Genomic DNA, 21,346 nt, shown 5'->3' on the forward strand with positions numbered 1-21,346 from the left:
TCGTTAGTTAATATTTACGTAACATTTATAAGATAAAATGGCAGAGATAGCTTGATATAGCTAGAACTCAAATTAAAAGTAAGAGAAGGTGAGCAATATGCCGTCCTTTGTGGAACAGATTAAAAATAATAAAAAAGTAAATAAAATGATTATAGGTGGTGTAGTCATTACTTTGGTGGGTGGAAGCTTACTTTGGTATAATACTAGAAAAAATGCTTATGCACTTTCTGTAAATGGTGAGGTAGTGGCTGTCGTAAAAGAAAAAGAACAAGCTACAGCAGCTTATGAAGAACTTGTAACATCGCTTAAGAAAGATATAGGGGTAGACATAGCAGTTAATGAAACCCTTGAATTAGAGCCCATACATAGTAAGGCATCAGAAATGAATACTTATGATGAATTAGTCAAAGCTTTAAGTGAAAATATTAGCTATGGTGTAGAGGCATATGAAATACTTGTAGACGGAAACAGCTATGCGGTTATAGATAGCCAAAGTGCAGCAGAAACAATCTTAACAGAAATCGCTAAAGCTTATTTACCAGCTAAAGGACAGTTAACATTAGAAGTTGCAACTGTAGAAACTGAAACATCAGGAGAAACAGAAGTTAGTCAAGGTGAAAGAGCTGAGGAAGAAAATAGAGCAGAAGCACAAGTTACACAGTCGCCTAATACAGAATCGACTGAAGTAACAACAACTACAAATAATCAAGAAATAGAAAAGGTAGAAGTAGCAGATGCATTGCCACAAGAAGAGGTAACTAATAAAGTATCTGTAGGAAACATTCAAGTCGAAGAAAATGCAGAAGAAACGGAAGAAACTGAAAAGCAAGAAGGTCAAAAGATTCAACGTACAATGCATGGTTTGGATTTTAATGAAGAAGTAACAGTACGCAATGTTTATGTTGATCAAAGTGAGATTTTATCAGCAGAAAAAGCAAAAGAAGTATTATTAGATAAGCGTTATGAGACCATTACTTATGAATTAAAAGAAGGCGATAATATATGGGATATTGCAGTTAAGCATGGGACAACCATGGAGAGAATTTTAGAACTTAATTCTCAAATTGTAGATGAAACGAGAATGCAAATAGGGGATGTTATTCAATTAGAAGTACCTAAACCTATTTTATCTATTTCTACAGTAGAAGAAGCTACTTTTAAAGAACTTATCCCAGGTGAAATAGAATATGTTGAGTTCTCTGACTTATATAAAGATGAGACTAAAATATATCAAGAAGGAAATGATGGACTAAAAGAACTTACAGTAGAAGTAACAAAGGTGAATGGTGTGGAAGTGAGTCGTCAAACTATTTCTGAGAAAGTATTAAAAGAACCTAAAACGAAAGTCATTGCTTATGGAACAAAAGAAAGACCAGTAGTTACTAAACCAACTACCAATAGTGGAAGTAGTTCAAGTAATAATGGAAGTAGTTCAAGTAGTTCAAGTAATAGTTCAAGTAGTTCTAATAATTCAAGTAACAGTGGAAGCAGTAGTAAACCAAGTACTTCTTCAGGGAAATTTATTCATCCATTAAAAGGTGCAGGAAGAGTTTCATCTGGTTATGGTTCAAGATGGGGAAGCTTCCACAAAGGAATAGATTATGCAGCATCAGCAGGTACACCTATTTATGCGTCAGCAGCAGGACAAGTTATTTATTCAGGCTATAATAATGGTGGCTATGGTAAACTTATTATTATAGATCATGGTAATGGCTATCAAACTTATTATGCACACTGTAGTAGCTTATATGTGAATGTGGGAGCTTATGTTTCACAAGGACAAAACATTGCAGGAGTAGGTTCTACAGGAGATTCTACAGGTAACCATCTTCATTTTGAGGTGAGAAAAAATGGAACACCTATTAATCCGACTAGTGTGTATTAGTTTAATACAAAAATTTTAAATCAATAAATTAAATCGATTAAAACAATTGAAAGAATGAAATTTGATAATACAAAAAAGAGTTACGATAGATAAATCGTAACTCTTTTTGTATAAATGAAACTAAGCAAGAATAATTTTAGTAAAATTGCAAGTTTAAAGCATGAGAAGAAGGCACTTTTTTAAGAGTTTCCATAGTAGAGCAACATTTATCAGCTAGACATACAATATAGGTTTCTTTGTAACGAGGTGGCTTAATTGTTAAAGGCCACATGTGCTTTAGTATAATATCTTTTTCTTTGTCGTTAAGCAAAAAATACTTTTCTGCATTAGCAAGAGCAGCTTTAGGATGGGTAAAACCATGGAGACCTTTACGGTCGCCTTTGTCATGCCAGTCATAAAGGAAAAAGTCATGAAGTAAAGCACCACGAATAATACTTTTATAGTCTGTGCTTAAATGGAGACGTCGAGCAAGATAATAACTATAGTAGGCCACGAATAAGCTGTGATCCAAACAGGAGGTATGACCATGTTGGGTATAGCTTTTCATCTGCTGAATATAAGGTAATCTAATCAATTCTTCTAAGATTGTTTTAAAGTAGATGGTTTCATCATCATTAAGTCTCATTACAAATCCTCCTTTCTAGAGTGAGTAGATTTGCTTTTGGAATTATTTTTTTTGAGTTTAGATAAGGAGAGTCTAGGGAATGCTTTAAGTAAACGTTTTTCGCCTAAACTATATTTGTTAATTTGCTCGGTATACTTTTTGTGTAAAGCCGAAATAGCTTGACGTAATTTTTCAGAAGATGAATCACTAGCTTCTGTTAGTTGTAGTCGAAGTTTTTCCATAATATAAGAAATTGATACATTAGATTTATAAGTTTCAGTCCATTTCCTTAATTCTTCAGCTGTGGTGTAGAGCTTGCTTTGTTCTATTATAGTAGACAGTTCATTACGTAATATAGCTAATGAAGGCATTCTAGTACTAAGTTTAAAGGCTGAATGGGTACTAAAAATGCAGTCTATTATAAAAAGAAACGTTAAAGTATAAAGAAAAATGATTCCAGGTATTTTGGGGATTTTTCCAATGAGTATTACAAAAAAAGGCTGAATATAACAAGTAAATACAAGTGCAAGTACTCCCCAAGCAATGGAAATACGAAGACATATTTTGCCGTTGAGATTACATTTAAAATGGCTATAATCCCACCATGAAGCATGAAAGAGTTTTTCCATAAGCATACCGGTTATATATTCAATTAAGGTAGCAACAACTAAGCCAACTATAAAAACTAAAAAAGGATTGCTAGCAAAAGGTGAGCAGAATAAATAGATGCTACACATACCTACCCCATAAATAGGACAATAAAAACCAGTTAAAAAACCACGATTAATAAATGTTTTATGCTTAATAGAATTAAGTGTTGTTTCCATAAGCCAACCTAAAGTACTATATATAAAAAAATAATAGATAAGTTCATAAAATGATGTAGAAGACAAAGAAGCCATAGATTCTTTCCTTTCTTATATAGATTGAGTATATGAAATAAATGATGAAGAATAAAAGTTCAGCAGTATTTTAGTTAACTAATAGTTACGTTGTCTTTCTTTATTGTTTTTAAATGTAGCTTTATAATTCATATTGTATTTAAAAATAATAAATGTTTTGTAAATATGATAATATATAAAAAGAAGATATGCAAATATTAGTTAATATAAAGGAGTAAAAATATGATTGCAGCATTTTTTGATATTGATGGGACGATTTATCGTGAAGGTCTTATAACAGAAGTATTTAAGAAGATGATTAACTATGAATACATTGATGGCAGTCAATGGTATAGTGAGGTAAGGCCAGCTTATATGAATTGGGATAAGCGAGTAGGTGACTATGATACGTATCTTTTAAAGATGGTAGATATCTATAAAGAAGCAGTAAAAGGCTTAAATGCTGAACAAATGGCTTATGTAGCAAGACGTGTTATTCAGCAAAAAGGAGAGCGTGTGTATACTTTTTCAAGACAGCAAATTAAATGGCACCAAAAAGAAAAAAATAAGGTTATTGCCATTTCAGGTTCTCCTAGTGAACTAGTTAAGGAAATGTCTAAGAAATATGAGATGGATGATTACAGAGGAACCATTTATGAATTAGATGAAAAAGGTTATTATAATGGCTCAATTGTACCGATGTGGGATGCAGTTAGCAAAAGAAAAGCTATTTTAGAAATGGTGGAAAAGTATGATATAGACTTAAGTAAAAGCTACGCATATGGAGATACGGCAGGAGATTTAACGATGTTAAGTATGGTAGGACATCCTTATGCCATTAATCCCACAAGAGAGCTAATTAGTAAAATTAATCAGGATGAAGTACTCAGAAAAAAAATTAATATTATTGTAGAGAGGAAGGATGTTATTTATCATTTAGATATTAATAATTTAAAATTAATAGATTAGTATATTTGTTCGGATTAATTAAATATTAAAAATGTTAAACAAATGTTACGGATAGAAAACAAATGCATTAAAAAACGTTGAAAAACTTAACTTTTTGATGAAAAAACTTTGTAATATTTCTCTGCTTTTGTTATAATGGAAGAGAATTACAGTGGCCTAAAAGTATTTTCATTAAGGAGGAGTGACATCATGAGTAAAAAATTAGGTATAATGCTACTTGCAGCGACTTTATTCTGCACGAATGCAGTGCCAACGACAGCTGCTACTATTGTATATGATGGTAGGGCACATGAATATAATTTACCAGCTATATCACTTTATGTGAATGGCAATAAAATAGCAACAACAATGGATCCGATTCAACTAGAAGGAAGGGTGTTAGTACCAGCTAGAGAAGTATTTACACCAATGGGGGCTAAGGTAAGCTGGGATGCAAAAGCAAAACAAGTAACAGTGGCATATAAGGATACGACCATGCTTTTAACAGTTAATCAGAAGGAAGTCTGGTTAAATGGTAAAACGGTGAGCTTAGATGTACCAGCTAAGATTATTAATGATAAAGTAATGATTCCAGTTCGTTTTATTAGTGAGCAACTAGGATTTATTGTAGATTGGAATGGCAGCAACCGTCAGGTATCTATTACAGAACCAACATCACCGCCAACGGAAGAAGAAAAACCACCAGTGGAAGAAGAACCGCCAGTAGAAGAGGAAAAGCCAAGTATATCTAATGAAGAATACATAGGGACGTCTAACAAGCACCAAATTGAACTTCCTTCTGCATCATACAGTCAAACGAAAGTAATGGAAGTATCAGTGAATGAAAATAATGGTCAACATACGACTTTTATTAGCGCAGCTTCACCTATTTCAAATGCAAAAATAGAGTTACAAGCAGGCAAAGTGATTATTGATATAGGAAATAGTAAAAGTCAATTAAGTAACACTATTTCTCCTACTAATAATACTTATATTAAAAATATTAGAACTAGTCAATTTACAACTGATACAACGCGTGTTGTACTGGATTTAAAATCAGGCGCTTTAGTAAAGGCAGGGTTCAGTGAAGATAGAAGTAGCATTATGGTTCAGCTTAGTAATCAAAAGATTGAACAAATTAAATATATGCAAAAGAATGGGGCAGATACTTTATATTATAAAGGCTTAAGTAAAGATCAAATTATTCTAGATTATAATGAAAAAGAAAATCTATTAAACTTTACAGTTCCGCATACAACAATAGAGACAACTATTAATTGGACACAATTAAATGGCCGCTATATTGACAAGGTAACTATTAACGGTGAAGACAATCAAGTTAAAGGTAGTATTTGGCTTAAGGGAAAAGTGGATTACCAGTTAACTAGCGATTATCAAGGAGCAACGCTTACTTTATCTGCTTATACAGAAGTGCCTCCAGTAGAAGAGGTTACAGACAGTTTAGTATATGTATCAGGCGATAACCCTACCATTCAACTTTTTAACATACCTGGCTTAAATAAGAATGCTATTAAAGTTACAGATGATTATCGTAATAAGACGTTAGTATTTGATCTTGGCAAAGATTATAGCAGTGTCCTCAAAAATAATAACATGGTTATTAATGATACAAGAATTAATAAAATACAAGTTGCTACTAATGGAACAACTAAAATCACAGTAGTAACCCAAAAGGTATATGCGTATAATTTCTATGAATCAGATGGGAAAATTTCATTACAAATGGTTAGACCAAAGGAAAAGTATAATCAAATTGTTGTGTTAGATGCAGGTCATGGTGGCTCTGATAGTGGAGCAGTAGGTAATGGTTTAACAGAAAAAGGGATTAACTATAAGCAAGCCATGGCACTTTATAAGTTATTAGAAGCCGATTCGCAAATTAAAGTTTATATGACAAGAGAAACAGATGTTTATCCAACACTCCAATTTAGAACAGCTTTAGCCAATGATATCGAGGCGGATTTATTTGTAAGTATTCATAATAATTCAGCTTCAGCATCTATTAGAGGAGCAGAAACACTATACTTCCCTAGTACTACAGATACAAGAGGAAAGCAAGTGGCTCAAATTGTACAAAACGCTTTAGTTAATAAATGTGGCATGATTAATAGGGGGATTAAAGCACGTTCAGACTTATATGTTTTACGTACAAGCAATATGCCAGCAATACTGATTGAAACAGGGTTTATTAGTAACTCAGCAGAAGCAGCTTTGCTTAATAGTACGGCCTTTACAAACAAATGGGCCCAGGCTATTTATGAAAGTATTGTAGAGAGCTTTAGATTTTTGTAGCATCCTAGTGTGTTAAATTAGATTAGTAAATAAAAGAGAAAGTATTCTTTATAGAAGGAATACTTTCTCTTTTATTTTACACTTTATTTTCATGAAATTTTAATAAATCTATGGTATAAACAAACTAATTGATAAATAAAGTATGAGTCGTAAATAAAAGGGAAATACTAGAAATAAGTAAGAAAATAAGTTAGAATCAACAGGCTTATGAAAGATACATAGGGAAAGGATGAGAAAGAGATGAACTGGAACTTTTTGTTAGGCCCTTTAGTAGGTGCTATTATTGGTTATATTACAAATGGTATTGCCATTAAGATGTTATTTAGACCATTAAATCCAATTACTATAGGAGGTTATACATTACCTTTTACGCCAGGAGTTATTCCAAAAGAAAAAAAACGTCTTGCCAAAAGTATAGGAAGAGTAGTGAGTAGGGAGCTTTTAAATGAAGAAGTATTTAGAAAAGCACTATTAAAACCAGAAATATATGAGAGATTAGAAGAAAAGGTAGACTACTATATTGACACGTACCAAGCTAATGACAAAAAATTAGGAGAAATAGGAAACGAATTTTTGGGTAAAGAAAGGGCTATTTTTTTATTATGCGAAGCCGAAGAAAATGCCACTTCTCTTATTTATACAAAGGTTGTTAATATGGAAATAGGCAAGATCATTGTAGATAAATTAATAGGAACGTTAAAAGGTGGTGCATTAAGCCACTTATTAGGACCTATGAGTTTTCTAGTAAAAGACCAAATGTTAGATAGTCTAGGTGATAAGATTGAACCGGCTATTTCTCAAATGATTGTAGATGAGGCAGAAGGAATTATAAGACAAGCTGTAGAGGAGGAAAGTAATAACCTGAAAGAAACCTCGGTGGGAGATTGGGTAACCAAGCTAGATCCCTATAGAGACATCATCAAAAAAGTAGTCATTAAATCTTATGAAGGTTTGGTAAGGAATGGGCTTAGTACTGCTCTTGAAAAGTTAGATTTAGCTCAGATGATAGAAGAACGCATTATGGCATTTGATACTTTAGAAATGGAAAATTTAATTCTTGAGATTATGAATAAAGAACTTAATAGGCTAGTATGGTTAGGTGCTTTACTTGGTGGTATTATGGGGTGTGTAATGAGTTTTTTCTAAGAGATAAAAAGTTATTTATGATTAGAAAAAGTGCTGATTTTCATAGGGGATAGGCATATTGACTAGAATAGTGTTGAATAAACCTAGGATTAGTGGTAAGATTCAATAAGAGGAAGTATATAAAGTCGCAATAACAGGAAGGGAGATGGACAATGAGACAGCAAAGAAAATGGGCAGTTTTTCTCATTATGAGTTTAATTGTAAGTACATTTTTAGTAGGTTGTAATGGGGAGAATGGGCCAAAGCCAACACAGGAAATTGAAAGCCCGTCACCTACCGCCACAGCAGAAACGACAGAAAGTAGCTATAATAGCGCTTTTGAAAAATATAATAATAATATTACTGAACTAGGGCTAGTTATTAATGCGCCAGATCAGGAAGCCATCAATAGCTTACCTCAAGTAGAAACCTATAAGCAGATGGATACAAAAGATAATCTAATGATTATACCCAAATATAACGGTTCAAAAATTACAATTAGCAAAGTAGAGTATACAGGTGAACGCTTTATTGCAAAAGATACCTTATATGCAAAAGAAGGAACACCAGAAGGTTATGGTCTACTTCTGTATGCTGTAAGACCAGAAGGTATTCCACAGATTATGATTACAGTGACCTACAAAAATAAAAGTATTGACTATGTTATAGCTGAAGATGGAAAAAATGGTCATGAAGGTATTGAATATCTAAAGCTTGAAACAGATGATATGGGGATGCCCCATTCAGGCGAAATGATTACACCTATTCAAGATGCTACATATTTAGAAGGTTTAAATCGTTTTAGTAGTTTTGATGTAGATTTTGATTTAGATGGTAGCAATGAAACCATTGAGGTCTACTGTCAAGGAGAAATAACAGATGATGGCAGTTATTTTTTAGATGATGGCCAAGTTTGGACCTTAGTTGTCAAAAAAGGTGATGATATTTATCCGTTATTTGAAAAAAGTTATATTCAATTAGGCGGCTTAGAATATTTAGTTTATATAGATTATAACGATTATGAAAGAGTACATGTATTAGTTCAGTATAAAGCTGGAGCCGGTATGATGACATTTGATTGTGTTTATGATGAAGAAACTGGTAATTTTAGGCGTGATACAGTTTATGAAGCAAGTAATATCAACATTTTGAAAGATTGGAAGTAAGATAGAAAACTGTGTTTAAAAGTGAGAGCTTTTAAACACAGTTTTTTGATGTAATCACATGATAATAGATAATAAAGAATTGTAAATAGATGATAAGTGATTTAGTAATAGCAGAAGGTTATGATTTTAAAAGTAAGTCTATAATGTTATGAAAATAAGTCCAAATGAAACATGCCTATCAATCAATTGACAATGATTATGTAAACACTTATGATAGAAGAAGTTGTTTTGAGATAAGTGAGAAGGATAGGTGAAGAATGTTGCTAGTTGTTGGTGGGATGATAGGTCTGGGAAAAACCAGTGTTGCAGAGCTTTTAGGAGAGCATTTTGGAACGGAAGTATTTTATGAAAGTGTAGATAATAATCCAATTTTACCTCTTTTTTATACTTCAAGTGAAGAAGAAATAGAAAAGAAAAGATATCCCTTTTTATTACAATTACATTTTTTAGATACACGTTTTAGAAGTATTAAAAGTGCATTGTATCATGATAATAACGTACTTGATCGTAGTATTTATGAGGATTGGTATTTTGCTAAAGTTAATAATGACCTAGGAAGAATCTCGGATTTAGAATTTCAAATGTATGATCGTTTGTTAGATAATATGATGCAAGAGTTAAAGGAACTTCCTAAGAAAGCACCTGATTTAATGATTTATTTAAAGGGGTCATTTGAAACAGTGCTATCGCGTATTATGAAACGTGGTAGAAGCTATGAATTAGATGCACAGCTTGAAGCTTATTATAGACAACTATGGGAAGGATATGATGAATGGGTGATGAGTCATTATCATGCCAGTGAAGTTGTAGTCATTGATATGGATCGCTATGATGTAGTAAGCCGCAGGGAAGATGCGTTAGAAGTATTAGCATTAGTAGAAAGCAAATTAAAGATGATTAGAAAAAAATAGAAATTATTTCTTGACTTTTCAAATTAACATGATTATACTAAGTATCAATAGAAAAGCTTATCTAGAGAGGTGAAGGGAACAGGCCCTATGATACCTCAGCAACCACACTTAAGTGAAAGGTGCTAATTCCTGCAGGACCTAAGGTTCTGGAAGATAAGGGCGGATGAATCAAAGCAAAGTAAACCTCTCTTATTTTTAGTGATCATTAAAAATAAGAGAGGTTTACTTTGTTTCTAGAAGGAGGAAAAAATGGAGAAAGTATTCAATCAGCCAATTATATCTTTACAGAATTTAAGTAAAACCTATTCAGTAGATCAAGGAACATTCACGGCATTAAAAGATGTTAATTTAGATATTTATAAAGGAGACATTTATGGCATCATTGGTATGAGTGGCGCTGGAAAAAGTACCCTCGTAAGATGTATTAATTATCTAGAAGAGCCAACCAAAGGTAAAGTATACTTTGATGGAAAAGATTTAGGTACATTAAGTGCGGTAGAATTTAGGAAAGCCAGACAGTCTATGAGTATGATTTTTCAACAATTTAATTTGTTAATGCAACGTACAGCAGAAGATAATGTTTGTTTTCCATTAGAAATTGCAGGTATGAAGAAAAAAGAAGCAAGAGAAAAAGCTAAAGAGTTATTAGCGGTAGTTGGGTTAAGTGATAAAGCGAAATCATATCCTTCACAGCTTTCAGGAGGGCAGAAGCAAAGAGTAGCCATTGCTAGGGCATTAGCTACTAATCCTAAGGTGCTTTTATGTGATGAAGCCACATCAGCCTTAGACCCAAGTACAACTCAATCTATTTTAGCATTGCTAAAAGAAATTAATCAGAAGTTTGGTATTACCATTGTTATTATTACCCACGAAATGAAGGTTGTAGAGGAGATTTGTTCTCATGTTGCCATTATTGCAGATAGTCAAATTGTAGAGGTTGGAACAGTAGAAGAAGTGTTCACTCATCCTCAAAGTCAAGTAGGGCAGCAACTCGTTTATCCAAATGGCATGCCACCTAGTCAGTACATAGGCACGAAATGTGCACGCATTATTTTTGATGGCAGTTCAGCTTATGATCCAGCTATAGCAAGTATGATTTTAGAGTGTAAAGCTCATGTCAATATTATCTATGCAGATATGAAACAGGTAGGAGATAAAGCAATGGGACAAATGGTACTTCAATTGCCAGAGGATACAAGTCAAGCAATGCGTGTCTTAGATTACTTAAGACAAAGAGAATTAATTGTAGAGGAGGTTATGTAAAATGTGGGATGTTGAAATGATTAAGACCATTACAATAGGGATATTCGAGACCTTATACATGACCTTATTTTCTACTTTATTAGCTTATATGATAGGTTTACCTTTGGGTATAGCTTTAGTTGTTACAGAAAAAGGAAATTTATTGCCTAGTAAATGGCTTAACAGCATTTTAAATGTGATAGTCAATATAACACGCTCAGTACCTTTCTTGATTCTACTTATTTTTATTCAACCTTTTACAAGATGGGTGGTGGGAACCACTATAGGGTCAACAGCAACTGTTGTACCTTTAGTTGTAGCAGCAGCCCCTTTTATCGGGCGAATGGTAGAGTCTTCTATTAAAGAATTAGATCACGGCATTATCGAAGCAGCTCTTTCTATGGGAGCTACACCTTTTCAAATTATCTGGAAAGTGATGTTACCTGAAACGAAACCTTCTTTATGGATAGGTGCTTCTATTACAGCTACAACTATTTTAGGCTATTCAGCAATGGCTGGTTTTACAAGTGGTGGTGGACTTGGAGATGTAGCAATTCGTTATGGTGTTCATCGTTATCAAACAGAAGTGATGTTAGTAACGGTAATCTTATTAATTATTATCGTTCAATGTATTCAGGGTATAGGAATGAAAATAGCAAAAAAGCAGGATAAAAGAAAATAAATTTTAATGAAAACAGGGGGAAATATAATGAAAAAATTATTAACTTTAAGTTTAGTATCTATATTATCACTTTCATTTTTTGCGGGGTGTGGTAAAGGCGAAATAAGTAATAAAATTGTTATAGGGGCAACTACATCACCTCATGCAGAAATTTTAGAAGTAGCTAAACCTATTTTAAAAGAAAAGGGCTATGAGCTTGAAATTAAGGAGTTCTCCGATTATTCTCAAATAAACTTAACACTTGAAAATAAAGAATTAGATGCTAATTATTTTCAACATAAACCATATTTAGATGATTTTAATAGTAAGAATGGTGGACACCTCGTATCAGTAGCAGCTATTCATTATGAGCCATTGGGTATTTATCCAGGGAAATCATCTAGTTTAGATGATATCAAAGATGGAGCTAAAATTGCTGTGCCAAATGATACAACTAATGAAGCTAGAGCTTTAATGCTTCTTCAAGACCAAGGTATTATTACAGTAGATGAGTCAGCAGGTTTAGCAGCAACTAAAACAGATATTACTTCAAATCCGTATAACGTTGAAATTGTAGAGATTGACGCAGCTCAGCTTGTACGTACACTTCAAGACGTGGATTTTGCAGTTATTAATGGTAACTATGCACTTCAAGGTGGTCTTGATATAGAAGAAGATGCTTTAGCAAAAGAAGCCGCAGATTCTTTTATGGCTCAAACTTATGCTAATATTTTAGCTGTACGTGAAGGCAACGAAAATAGAGAAGATATTAAAGCACTTATTGAAGCTTTAGGAAGCAAGGAAGTAAAAGACTTTATTGCAGAGAAGTACCAAGGTTCAGTGGTAAGCTTAAATTAATGAAAAAGAGCTGTTGTATTAGCAATTTTATTTGCTAATACAACAGCTCTTTTTTATTTAGTACCATGCTATGAGATTAATAACATTAAATAGGAAAAAATTTGAATTCAACAAAATGACTTAGTAGGTGTCTTTACACATGTATTGATTATTTGAGAGGATGATGTTATATTAAATAAAGTATAACTTGATAAGTGAGGCGAGAAAATGAATGTAGTTAATACAATAGAGCAAATTAGGTCTTTAAAAAAACAAAAAAATGCACTTATTGTAGCACATTATTATGTAGATGATGCCGTGCAAGAAATAGCAGATTACGTAGGAGATTCTTATTATTTAAGCAAAGTATGCATGGATAGACCAGAACAACTGATTATATTTTGCGGTGTTAGATTTATGGGGGAAAGTGCTAAGATTCTTAATCCTTATAAACAGGTAGTTATGGCAGAGGAGCATGCTGATTGCCCAATGGCTCATATGATAGAAATAGAAAAGATTAGAGAAATGCGAGCTGTTTATAAAGATTTAGCGGTGGTATGCTATATTAACTCAACCACAGAGATTAAAGCAGAAGCCGATGTGATCGTCACTTCCTCTAATGCTTTAGAGATTGTGGGTCAGCTACCCGAAAAAAATATTTTCTTTATACCAGATGAACATTTAGGTCGTTATATTGCTGAGCAATTACCAGAAAAAAATTTCATTTTTAATGATGGTTTTTGTCATGTACATACAAGTATTACAGTAGAAAGTTTAAAGACTGCTATGGCTGCGCAACCAGAGGCCAAGGTTCTAGTTCATCCTGAGTGCCCTAAAGTCATTACAGAATTAGCAGATTATGTAGGAAGCACTTCAGGTATTATTGATTACGCTACTCATGACCCTGCTGAGAAATTTATTATTGGGACTGAAATGGGTATTCTATATGAACTTAAAAAGAAAAATCCTCACAAGCAATTTTATGCCGTAGGTCACAGACAATTTTGTCCTAATATGAAACGCATTAGTTTAGAGGATGTCTACCATGCCCTAGATACATTAAAGCATCCTATTGAATTAGACGAAGAAATGAGAAGAAAGGCAGAAGGTGCTCTTAGTAAGATGCATCAATTGGCAAAATAAAATGAAACAAGCATATGATGTAGTCATTGTAGGGACAGGTGTTTCAGGATTATTTTGTGCACTTCATTTACCTGAGACTGTAAACATCTTAATGATTACCAAAGGTCAATTAGAAGAAAGTAACTCTTTTTTAGCACAAGGGGGCATTTGTGTTTTAAAAGATGCAGGGGATTTTGAAAGTTATGTAGAAGATACCTTAAAAGCAGGAAAATATGAAAATGATAGAACAGCTGTAGAAACCATGATTCGAGAATCTAGAGAAATCATTAATGAGTTAATTGCTTTAGGTGTAGATTTTGACAAGGAAAAAGGTGAACTAGTTTACACAAAAGAAGCAGCACACAGCACGAATCGCATTTTACATCACAAAGATGTAACAGGAAAAGAAATTACAAGTAAACTTTTAGCTGCCGTTAAACAAAGAGCTAATATCGAGATATTAGAACAATGTACACTAGTAGATTTGATTAAAAATAATAAAACAGCATATGGTGTAATGGTCTATTATAAAGGAAGTTACCATGCCGTTTATGCCAAGGATATTGTACTTGCTACAGGTGGTATAGGGGGTATTTTTAAAGCAAGCACCAATTTTTCACATCTAACAGGTGATGGAGTAGCTATTGCATTAAAACATCAGATACAAGTAGCAGATATTCACTACATCCAGATTCATCCTACAACCCTCTATAGTCAAAAACAAGGGAAACGCTTTTTAATCTCTGAGGCTGTACGAGGAGAAGGCGCGTATTTGCTCAATCCTAAAGGAGAACGTTTTGTAGATGAGTTATTGCCAAGAGATATTGTATCAGCTAGAGTAAGTGAAGAAATGCTTAAATTTCAAACAGATCATGTGTACTTAAGTGTGAAGCACTTAGATGGAGAATATATTAAAAAGCGCTTTCCTAATATATATGAGGCTTGTAAAGAAGAAGGGTATGATTTAACCAAAGAGGATATTCCTGTTACACCAGCTCAACACTATTTTATGGGTGGTATTGCAGTTGACCTTAGGGGAAGAACATCACTTAAACATTTATATGCGGTTGGAGAAACAAGCCGTACAGGTGTACATGGAGCTAATCGTCTAGCAAGTAATTCACTTTTGGAAGGTTTAGTATTTGCTAAAAAAGTTGCACTCGATATAAAAGCAAGTGATATGTTTTTGGCCAAAGGGCCTATAGGGATTCCTATCATTGAGGAATCTATAGAAGAGATAAAAGCAAATTACGAGACTCTTTTATTAGAAGCAATCAAAAGAAAGGATGAAAATTTTTATGTTAGATGGTTTCATAAACAATATAAATGTGGATGAGCATATATTAAATGCAATCAAAGAAGATATCACCAGCGAAGATGTAACGACTATGGCAATTATGAAAGAGAAGCAACAGGGAGAAGTGCAACTTATTTGTAAGGAGGATGGCATATTAGCAGGCCTTAGTGTTTTTAGACGTACCTTTGAATTACTAGGAAATATTGAGATGCAAACAAGTTATAAAGATGGGAATGAAGTTAAAAAAGGAGAGATTATTGCTAGTATAAGAGGTGATATTAGAGTACTACTTTCCGGAGAACGTACAGCCTTAAATTATTTACAACGTATGAGTGGTATAGCTAGCTTTACTCATGAATTGGTTGAGGAATTAAAAGGTACAAAGACGACGTTACTTGATACGAGAAAAACGACGCCAGGTATGAGGGTATTTGAAAAGTATGCAGTTAAAGTAGGGGGAGGAACTAACCATCGCTTTAATCTAACAGATGGTGTACTTATTAAAGATAATCATATAGGGGCAGCAGGTAGTATTACAGCTGCAGTTAGAGCTTGCAAAGCATATGCACCTTTTGTACGTAAAATAGAAGTGGAAGTGGAAAATTTAGACATGGTGAAAGAAGCTCTAGAAGCAGGAGCAGATATTATTATGCTAGATAATATGGATCTAGAAACTATGAAGCAAGCAGTGGTACTTATAGGAGATAGAGCTCAGACAGAATGTTCTGGTAATGTCAATAAAGAGCGTTTAAAAGCTATTGCAGCTGCAGGTGTAGACTATGTCTCTTGTGGCGCATTGACTCATTCTTCTCCAATTTTGGATTTTTCCTTAAAGCATCTTAAACATATATAATAGAGATTCACTAAAAAGGCTGTTGCGTAAGGCGTATGGAGGCAGTTCCATAACCCCATGCAATAGCTTTTTTTCGTTAATCCTTTAATATGATATGAGTACTTTTAGCTTTCATTTGATGAACTAAGTCGCTTAATTGATGAAGTTGATGATAAAATTGATCAAGTTGTTCTTTTGGAATATTATAATTTAAAAACAAAGATTCTATATCACTAGAGACATAACCTAGCGTATTAGTAATCCCTAAAAAGAGCTCAAAATTAGAACTATTACATGCAGTTTTGAATTTACGAATATCACGCTTAATAAAGTCTATAATTTCATCATGGTTTGTAAAAAGTCCCTTTGGGAGAGGATAGGGGGAAATACGCTGTAGAAAATACTTACTTTTTGCGTTAATATTATATACATAAGAGACCGTAATATTCTTTTTAAGTTTAAATTTGATATAATAGAGGCGGCTATTAATATCTATGATATCCGTAGCACCCAGTTGTTTTAAAGGAACTAAAAGCATATCGCCCGTTGTTGCATTGACACTAAGATCCATTAGGTTGCCTTCTTTCTATAATAGTAAGTTAAAGTAAGATTATACATAAAAGATTAGAAGATAGAGGGTAGAAACAACAATAGAAACAATCATTAAAGGAAATCCAATTTTCAAGTAATATTTAAAGGAAATTTTATGACCATTGCGGGCACCAATGTTGGCTAGAACCAAGTTGGCAGAAGCACCTATTAAAGTACCATTGCCACCTAGGCATGCGCCTAGAGAAATAGCCCACCAAAGGGGCCAAGTATTAACCCCGCCTTTACCCATGGTAAGGACTAGTGGAATGAGTGTTGCTACAAAAGGAATATTGTCTAAAAAGCCAGAGACAATGGCAGAAAGCCAAAGAAGTGAAATAACGGTTAAAGTAGGATGGCCAGCAGTAATACGTAATAAGTAATTGGCTATATTTTCTATAATTCCTACAGCTTCAAGGCCACCTACAAGGACAAAAAGTCCGGCAAAGAAAGCAATAGTAGGCCATTCAATGCTGGAGAAGATTTCCTCGATATCTTGTCCACTGATGAGTAAGATAAGAGTAGCACCTGTTAGTGCTACAATACTGGAAGATATGCCAATGTTTTCATGAAAAATAAAACCAAGAAGAATAAGAAAAATAACAATAATACTTTTTACAAGTAAAGGATGGTTTGTAATGGCTTTTTTTTCATCTAATGCCATGATTTCTTCTTTTTGTTCTTTTTGGACGACTAATTGTTTACGATAAATGAAATAAAGTAAAGCTAAGGTGATTACGAGAATAACAATAATAATTGGGCCTAGATTGACTACAAAATCTAGAAAGCCTAATCCTGCAGCGCTACCAATCATAATATTGGGAGGATCACCAATAAGCGTAGAGGTACCACCTATATTAGAAGCAATAATTTCTGTGACAAGAAAGGGGATCGGATTAATTTTTAATATTTGAGTAATAACTAAGGTCATCGGGCCGATAAGTAAAACGGTAGTCACATTATCTAAAATAGCTGATAAAATAGCAGTAATAATAGCAAAGCCAATAAGTATTTTCCAAGCATCACCTTTAACAAGTTTAGCAGTATAGATGGCTAAGTACTCGAAAAGTCCAGAATTTTTTATAGTAGAGACAACTAGCATCATACCTATTAAGACGCCTATAGTATTAAAGTCAATTGTACTAGAGACAGCATCAGCTGGTAAAATACCTGTTAGTACCATTGCCATAGCACCACCCATAGCAGCTAAAGTACGATTAACTTTTTCCGACATGATGCAAAGAATAACGATAATAAAAATTAGGCTTGCAATTAAAATTGAAGCATTCATTGTATAAGCTCCTTTAAATAGATTAGTCATAGGTTGTTGTTACCGGTTGTTGTTACCTATAGAATAACTTTTTTTAACAGGTTTTATACACATGACATATTTACAACACTGTATTATAATATAGTAGTTGCTTTTGAAAACATGGAAAAGCAATAATACTTATGTTAGAATAGTAAAAAGAAAATAATAAAAAGTTAGTGAGGCCAATAAAGATGAAAATAGTAAAAAAACTAATGATGTGTGGTTTAGTAGCGATGCTTAGTGTGAGTATGGTGGCTTGTGGAGAAAAGAAAACAGAAGATACTAAGACTACAGCAGGAACAAATGAAACAGCAGGTACAGATAGTGAGGCAGCTAAAACAGTACTTGCTACTGTTAATGGTGTAGAAATTCTTCAAGGCGATTTAGATAAAGTATATAATAGTATGGTAGCTGAGTATCAATCTTATTATGGAGAAAGTGAAGAGATGTTAACTTTCTTAAAACAACAAAAACCAGGTTTATTAACAGGGCTTATTAACAGAGAACTTCTTAAACAAAAAGCAAAAGAATTAAATATTACTTGTACAGATGAAGAAGTAGAGAAAATTTACAGTGACCTAGTAAGTACTTATGGTGAAGAACAAGTACAAGAAGTTATTAAAGCTAATGGCTTTACAACAGAAACATATAAAGCTCAAATCAAAGAAGATGAAGCATTATCAAAAGTACAAGAGAAAATGCAAGAAGGCGAAATTAAAGTTACTGATGAAGATGTCAAAAAATATTATGATGAAAATATAGACTCTTTTACTACAGGCGCAGGTGCTAATATGGAGCACATACTTGTAAAGGTAGCAGATACAGATACAGATGATTATAAAAAGAAATGTGATGAAGCTGTTAAGACGATTGAAAAGGAAATTACGGATGGTACAACTTTTGATGAGTTAAAAACTAAATATACAGCAGATGGTATTGACACAAATATGTATGTTGTGGAGGATTTAGGTTTTGTACAATATGAGCAACCTAATTATGATACAGCCTTTTTAGCAGGAGCAAAAGAGGTTAAAGAAGGAGAAATTTCTAAGGCAGTAAAAAGTAGCTTTGGTTATCACTTTATCAAAGTAGAAGGTATTAAAGATAAAGAGGTAAAACCATTAGAAGATGTTAAAGCACAAATTACAACAACTTTAGAAAATGAACAAAAAAATGCTTACTATAATGCAAAACTAGAAGAGTGGACAAAAGCAGCTAAAATTGAAAAATTTGAGGACCGTATGCAATAAGATACAAGGAGCAGCTTATGAAAACTGTAAAACTACAAAAACTGACCCAATTGGTAAAGACTTCTTTTTTAAATTTATATGATTGCCAATATGAGAATAAGTTAGGTGAAGAAAAACATTGGATTATTGCATCGCGTAAAGATTATGATACATTAAGTGGACAGTACTTCAAACAAGAGGAAGAACACGTTGATGCTGTTATTCTAGTAGTACATCATGAGGAAACTAAGGAATTGGTGTTAATACGTCAGTTTAGAGTACCGCTTAATGATTATATTTATGAGTTACCAGCTGGTCTTATTGATGCAAATGAGAAACCAATGGAAGCTGCAGTAAGAGAACTTAAAGAAGAAACAGGTCTTACACTTGCTCAGGTAGATAAAGAGAAAAGTAGAGCATGTAGCTATTTATCACCAGGAATGAGTGAAGAATCTGTAGCATTGGTTTATGGCACTTGTAGTGGACAAATTTCTAAAGATTATTTAGAAGCTGATGAGGATATCACACCTATACTTGTTTCAAAAGAAAAAGCAAAAGAACTTCTTCAAGGTAATGAAAAAATGGATATAAAGGCTTATATGATTTTACAAGAATTTATTAAAGATTAGTATAAAAAGGAAGCTAATGAGCATAGAAATGCTTACTAGCTTCTTTTTTTGTTAAAAAAATTACAAAAAATGGAAAAAATGTGCTATAGTATAAATGTTAAAATATGGGAAAACAAGAGGAGAAAGACATGTTAAAAAAGTTTTCAGAGACTTTATTTAAAACATTCCTAATTGGCATTTTATGTAGTATAGCTATTGTTACTTATGGAAAAGAGAAAATGGAAATGAATCAAATGAGGTTAAAAGGGGTACCGATTATTTGCCAGTATCCGCAATTACCTACAGGCTGTGAAGCCACAGCATTAACCATGATTTTTAATCATAGTGGATTAGTTGTAAGTAAGCAGGAGGTCGCAGATGTCTTACCTAAGATATCATTGCCTCATTATAATCAAGGTAAAAAACGAGGAGGACATCCTAATGAAGGCTTTATAGGTAATCCGTATTCTCGTCATAGTTATGGTGTATATGCTGAACCGATTCTAAAGGTTATAGAAAACTATTTACCTGGAAGAAGTCAAGATTTAAGAGGAAAAAGTTTGGAACAGCTTTTAGAAGTAGTAAAAGAAGGTCGGCCTGTTATGATATGGGCTACTATTAATATGGCTAATGTTAGTTATACGCAAAGTTGGCTTTTAGAAACAGGAGAAACTTTTTGGTGGCCTAATAATGAACATGCATTAGTAATCGTAGGCTATGATGATAAATGGATTTATATGAATGATCCATACTCAGGAAAGGAAAAGAAATTTTTAAGAACAGTAGTGAATAATAGATATAATAGCTTAGGAAAACAAGCTATAGCTATATTACCAGAAGCAATCCCGTTAAAGCTGATTGTTAATGAACAAGAAGTGCCATTAGAAGGTGCAAAAACAGTACTTATGAAGCAAGGCGAAATTTTAGTACCATTATGTTATCTAGATGAACTAGGAATTATAACCCAATATCATTATGTAGAAAATGCTTGTGAGTGGCAAATACCTAATGTACAAAATGTAATTCAACTAAAAGAGAAAGAGGGAATAGGCGTAGGCTACTTAGAAGATGGAACAAAAATCAAAATTTATTATGAGTTAGAAGCAGGAATAACGAGGGTTAATTTGAAAGATTTATTGATCTTTAGTTCTTTAGAATATGAAATCAATGAAGATGCATTAGAGGTGCAACTTCCGTGCACCCCATCAATCATAGAAAATACTTAGTTTGCTAAGAGAGCATATTCTTACAACGATGCGTGTTTTTTAATAGTGTGGTTACAAAGTCCCATAGGACTATAAGAAATATAAATGCAGCTACAAAGCCCCAGGCTTTAGCAACAAGCATATATAAAGTTAAGATATATGGCTGAACAAAGAAAATAAGAAGAAGAGAGAGAAGAAGCCAGTAACAAGAGAATTCTAAGCAAACATATCCGTGAAACTGATAAGATTTGTGCTCATAATTCCAATACCGCAAATCAAGAAACTTATCTAGAAGATATGCAGATAGATATTCAATAAATGAAGGAATAATAAAACATAAAGGAACAAATAACCACATAGGGATAAGAGGGGCTAACATGACAAGTAAAGTAGAGGCAAAGCCATACATAGGTTTTAAAGGAAGCTTTAAGAAATTAGGTTTTGTAAATTTACCATTTTTACTGAGGTTAAATAAGCCCTCAATAATCCAACCTAAAAAGCTATAAACAATAAAATAAAAAAAGAGGATACGAAAAGTTGTCATTGTTTATCATACTCCTATTCCAATTAAAAAAGAATC

General features: G+C 33.2%; 20 protein-coding genes and 1 riboswitch. Of the genes, 15 read left to right on the top strand and 5 right to left on the bottom strand.

All coding sequences use genetic code 11. From position 1 onward, the window contains the following. Positions 1 to 97: 97 nt before the first annotated feature. Complete coding sequence (locus tag CLOLE_RS21775) at positions 98 to 1,885, top strand: peptidoglycan DD-metalloendopeptidase family protein (protein WP_013656603.1); 1,788 nt, start codon at positions 98 to 100, stop codon at positions 1,883 to 1,885. Positions 1,886 to 2,021: 136 nt separating this feature from the next. Here CLOLE_RS21775 and CLOLE_RS08065 read toward each other — a convergent pair whose 3' ends face one another. Together CLOLE_RS08065 and CLOLE_RS21780 are read right to left on the bottom strand one after the other, a co-directional pair. Further along, positions 2,022 to 2,510 (bottom strand): HD domain-containing protein, encoded by a 489-nt coding sequence (locus CLOLE_RS08065; protein ID WP_013656604.1) that lies wholly within the window; start codon positions 2,508 to 2,510, stop codon positions 2,022 to 2,024. Then, positions 2,510 to 3,391, bottom strand: a complete 882-nt coding sequence (locus CLOLE_RS21780) for a putative ABC transporter permease (protein ID WP_013656605.1) — start codon at positions 3,389 to 3,391, stop codon at positions 2,510 to 2,512. The genes CLOLE_RS08065 and CLOLE_RS21780 overlap by 1 nt, the downstream gene beginning before the upstream one ends. A gap of 222 nt (positions 3,392 to 3,613) precedes the next feature. Between CLOLE_RS21780 and CLOLE_RS08075 the strand changes: the two genes are divergently transcribed. The 11 genes from CLOLE_RS08075 (at position 3,614) to nadC (ending at position 15,845) form a co-directional block, all read left to right on the top strand. Then, entirely contained in the window at positions 3,614 to 4,339 is a 726-nt protein-coding gene (locus CLOLE_RS08075) for an HAD-IB family hydrolase (RefSeq protein ID WP_013656606.1), read from the top strand. A gap of 189 nt (positions 4,340 to 4,528) precedes the next feature. Next, positions 4,529 to 6,631, top strand: coding sequence for an N-acetylmuramoyl-L-alanine amidase family protein (locus CLOLE_RS21785; RefSeq protein WP_013656607.1), 2,103 nt, complete (start codon positions 4,529 to 4,531; stop codon positions 6,629 to 6,631). Positions 6,632 to 6,871: 240 nt separating this feature from the next. After that, entirely contained in the window at positions 6,872 to 7,777 is a 906-nt protein-coding gene (locus CLOLE_RS21790; RefSeq protein WP_013656608.1) for a DUF445 domain-containing protein, read from the top strand. 152 nt (positions 7,778 to 7,929) lie between these two features. Next, complete coding sequence (locus tag CLOLE_RS08090; protein WP_013656609.1) at positions 7,930 to 8,922, top strand: hypothetical protein; 993 nt, start codon at positions 7,930 to 7,932, stop codon at positions 8,920 to 8,922. A 257-nt stretch (positions 8,923 to 9,179) separates the two neighbouring features. Beyond that, positions 9,180 to 9,833 carry a deoxynucleoside kinase gene (locus tag CLOLE_RS08095; RefSeq protein ID WP_013656610.1) on the top strand — a complete coding sequence of 218 codons (654 nt, stop codon included), beginning with the start codon at positions 9,180 to 9,182 and terminating at the stop codon, positions 9,831 to 9,833. A 54-nt stretch (positions 9,834 to 9,887) separates the two neighbouring features. Continuing rightward, a riboswitch (SAM riboswitch) is annotated at positions 9,888 to 9,993 on the top strand. A gap of 89 nt (positions 9,994 to 10,082) precedes the next feature. Beyond that, positions 10,083 to 11,096, top strand: a complete 1,014-nt coding sequence (locus CLOLE_RS08100; protein WP_013656611.1) for a methionine ABC transporter ATP-binding protein — start codon at positions 10,083 to 10,085, stop codon at positions 11,094 to 11,096. Position 11,097: 1 nt separating this feature from the next. Continuing rightward, complete coding sequence (locus CLOLE_RS08105; RefSeq protein WP_013656612.1) at positions 11,098 to 11,757, top strand: methionine ABC transporter permease; 660 nt, start codon at positions 11,098 to 11,100, stop codon at positions 11,755 to 11,757. A 27-nt stretch (positions 11,758 to 11,784) separates the two neighbouring features. Next, positions 11,785 to 12,594 (top strand): MetQ/NlpA family ABC transporter substrate-binding protein, encoded by an 810-nt coding sequence (locus CLOLE_RS08110; RefSeq protein WP_013656613.1) that lies wholly within the window; start codon positions 11,785 to 11,787, stop codon positions 12,592 to 12,594. Between the two features lie 207 nt (positions 12,595 to 12,801). Continuing rightward, positions 12,802 to 13,716 (top strand): quinolinate synthase NadA, encoded by a 915-nt coding sequence (nadA, locus tag CLOLE_RS08115; RefSeq protein WP_013656614.1) that lies wholly within the window; start codon positions 12,802 to 12,804, stop codon positions 13,714 to 13,716. 1 nt (position 13,717) lies between these two features. Then, positions 13,718 to 15,031, top strand: a complete 1,314-nt coding sequence (locus CLOLE_RS08120) for an L-aspartate oxidase (RefSeq protein ID WP_013656615.1) — start codon at positions 13,718 to 13,720, stop codon at positions 15,029 to 15,031. Then, positions 14,994 to 15,845 (top strand): carboxylating nicotinate-nucleotide diphosphorylase, encoded by an 852-nt coding sequence (gene nadC / locus CLOLE_RS08125; RefSeq protein ID WP_013656616.1) that lies wholly within the window; start codon positions 14,994 to 14,996, stop codon positions 15,843 to 15,845. The genes CLOLE_RS08120 and nadC overlap by 38 nt, the downstream gene beginning before the upstream one ends. Positions 15,846 to 15,921: 76 nt before the next feature. Here nadC and CLOLE_RS08130 read toward each other — a convergent pair whose 3' ends face one another. Together CLOLE_RS08130 and CLOLE_RS08135 are read right to left on the bottom strand one after the other, a co-directional pair. Beyond that, positions 15,922 to 16,395 carry a hypothetical protein gene (locus CLOLE_RS08130; RefSeq protein ID WP_013656617.1) on the bottom strand — a complete coding sequence of 158 codons (474 nt, stop codon included), beginning with the start codon at positions 16,393 to 16,395 and terminating at the stop codon, positions 15,922 to 15,924. 39 nt (positions 16,396 to 16,434) lie between these two features. Continuing rightward, positions 16,435 to 17,703 carry an ArsB/NhaD family transporter gene (locus CLOLE_RS08135; RefSeq protein ID WP_013656618.1) on the bottom strand — a complete coding sequence of 423 codons (1,269 nt, stop codon included), beginning with the start codon at positions 17,701 to 17,703 and terminating at the stop codon, positions 16,435 to 16,437. Positions 17,704 to 17,915: 212 nt separating this feature from the next. Here CLOLE_RS08135 and CLOLE_RS08140 point away from each other — a divergent pair, with 212 nt between their 5' ends. The 3 genes from CLOLE_RS08140 (at position 17,916) to CLOLE_RS21795 (ending at position 20,787) form a co-directional block, all read left to right on the top strand. Beyond that, a complete protein-coding gene (locus CLOLE_RS08140) occupies positions 17,916 to 18,974 on the top strand; it encodes a peptidyl-prolyl cis-trans isomerase (protein ID WP_013656619.1) in 1,059 nt (352 codons plus the stop codon). Between the two features lie 17 nt (positions 18,975 to 18,991). Then, positions 18,992 to 19,582 (top strand): NUDIX hydrolase, encoded by a 591-nt coding sequence (locus CLOLE_RS08145; protein ID WP_013656620.1) that lies wholly within the window; start codon positions 18,992 to 18,994, stop codon positions 19,580 to 19,582. A gap of 128 nt (positions 19,583 to 19,710) precedes the next feature. Next, a complete protein-coding gene (locus tag CLOLE_RS21795) occupies positions 19,711 to 20,787 on the top strand; it encodes a C39 family peptidase (RefSeq protein ID WP_013656621.1) in 1,077 nt (358 codons plus the stop codon). 4 nt (positions 20,788 to 20,791) lie between these two features. Here the strand turns inward: CLOLE_RS21795 and CLOLE_RS24030 are convergent, their stop codons facing one another. Next, entirely contained in the window at positions 20,792 to 21,310 is a 519-nt protein-coding gene (locus CLOLE_RS24030) for a putative ABC transporter permease (protein ID WP_013656622.1), read from the bottom strand. Positions 21,311 to 21,346 lie beyond the last annotated feature (36 nt).

Origin of the sequence: Cellulosilyticum lentocellum DSM 5427, from assembly GCF_000178835.2 — a bacterium.
GTDB classification, from domain to species: Bacteria; Bacillota; Clostridia; order Lachnospirales; family Cellulosilyticaceae; genus Cellulosilyticum; species Cellulosilyticum lentocellum.

Excerpts from the sequence above, each read along its gene's own strand:
- CLOLE_RS21775 (WP_013656603.1), top strand. The coding sequence starts at position 98 with ATGCCGTCCTTTGTGGAACAGATTAAAAATAATAAAAAAGTAAATAAA.
- CLOLE_RS08065 (WP_013656604.1), bottom strand. The coding sequence starts at position 2,510 with ATGAGACTTAATGATGATGAAACCATCTACTTTAAAACAATCTTAGAA.
- CLOLE_RS21780 (WP_013656605.1), bottom strand. The coding sequence starts at position 3,391 with ATGGCTTCTTTGTCTTCTACATCATTTTATGAACTTATCTATTATTTT.
- CLOLE_RS08075 (WP_013656606.1), top strand. The coding sequence starts at position 3,614 with ATGATTGCAGCATTTTTTGATATTGATGGGACGATTTATCGTGAAGGT.
- CLOLE_RS21785 (WP_013656607.1), top strand. The coding sequence starts at position 4,529 with ATGAGTAAAAAATTAGGTATAATGCTACTTGCAGCGACTTTATTCTGC.
- CLOLE_RS21790 (WP_013656608.1), top strand. The coding sequence starts at position 6,872 with ATGAACTGGAACTTTTTGTTAGGCCCTTTAGTAGGTGCTATTATTGGT.
- CLOLE_RS08090 (WP_013656609.1), top strand. The coding sequence starts at position 7,930 with ATGAGACAGCAAAGAAAATGGGCAGTTTTTCTCATTATGAGTTTAATT.
- CLOLE_RS08095 (WP_013656610.1), top strand. The coding sequence starts at position 9,180 with ATGTTGCTAGTTGTTGGTGGGATGATAGGTCTGGGAAAAACCAGTGTT.
- CLOLE_RS08100 (WP_013656611.1), top strand. The coding sequence starts at position 10,083 with ATGGAGAAAGTATTCAATCAGCCAATTATATCTTTACAGAATTTAAGT.
- CLOLE_RS08105 (WP_013656612.1), top strand. The coding sequence starts at position 11,098 with ATGTGGGATGTTGAAATGATTAAGACCATTACAATAGGGATATTCGAG.
- CLOLE_RS08110 (WP_013656613.1), top strand. The coding sequence starts at position 11,785 with ATGAAAAAATTATTAACTTTAAGTTTAGTATCTATATTATCACTTTCA.
- nadA (WP_013656614.1), top strand. The coding sequence starts at position 12,802 with ATGAATGTAGTTAATACAATAGAGCAAATTAGGTCTTTAAAAAAACAA.
- CLOLE_RS08120 (WP_013656615.1), top strand. The coding sequence starts at position 13,718 with ATGAAACAAGCATATGATGTAGTCATTGTAGGGACAGGTGTTTCAGGA.
- nadC (WP_013656616.1), top strand. The coding sequence starts at position 14,994 with ATGTTAGATGGTTTCATAAACAATATAAATGTGGATGAGCATATATTA.
- CLOLE_RS08130 (WP_013656617.1), bottom strand. The coding sequence starts at position 16,395 with ATGGATCTTAGTGTCAATGCAACAACGGGCGATATGCTTTTAGTTCCT.
- CLOLE_RS08135 (WP_013656618.1), bottom strand. The coding sequence starts at position 17,703 with ATGAATGCTTCAATTTTAATTGCAAGCCTAATTTTTATTATCGTTATT.
- CLOLE_RS08140 (WP_013656619.1), top strand. The coding sequence starts at position 17,916 with ATGAAAATAGTAAAAAAACTAATGATGTGTGGTTTAGTAGCGATGCTT.
- CLOLE_RS08145 (WP_013656620.1), top strand. The coding sequence starts at position 18,992 with ATGAAAACTGTAAAACTACAAAAACTGACCCAATTGGTAAAGACTTCT.
- CLOLE_RS21795 (WP_013656621.1), top strand. The coding sequence starts at position 19,711 with ATGTTAAAAAAGTTTTCAGAGACTTTATTTAAAACATTCCTAATTGGC.
- CLOLE_RS24030 (WP_013656622.1), bottom strand. The coding sequence starts at position 21,310 with ATGACAACTTTTCGTATCCTCTTTTTTTATTTTATTGTTTATAGCTTT.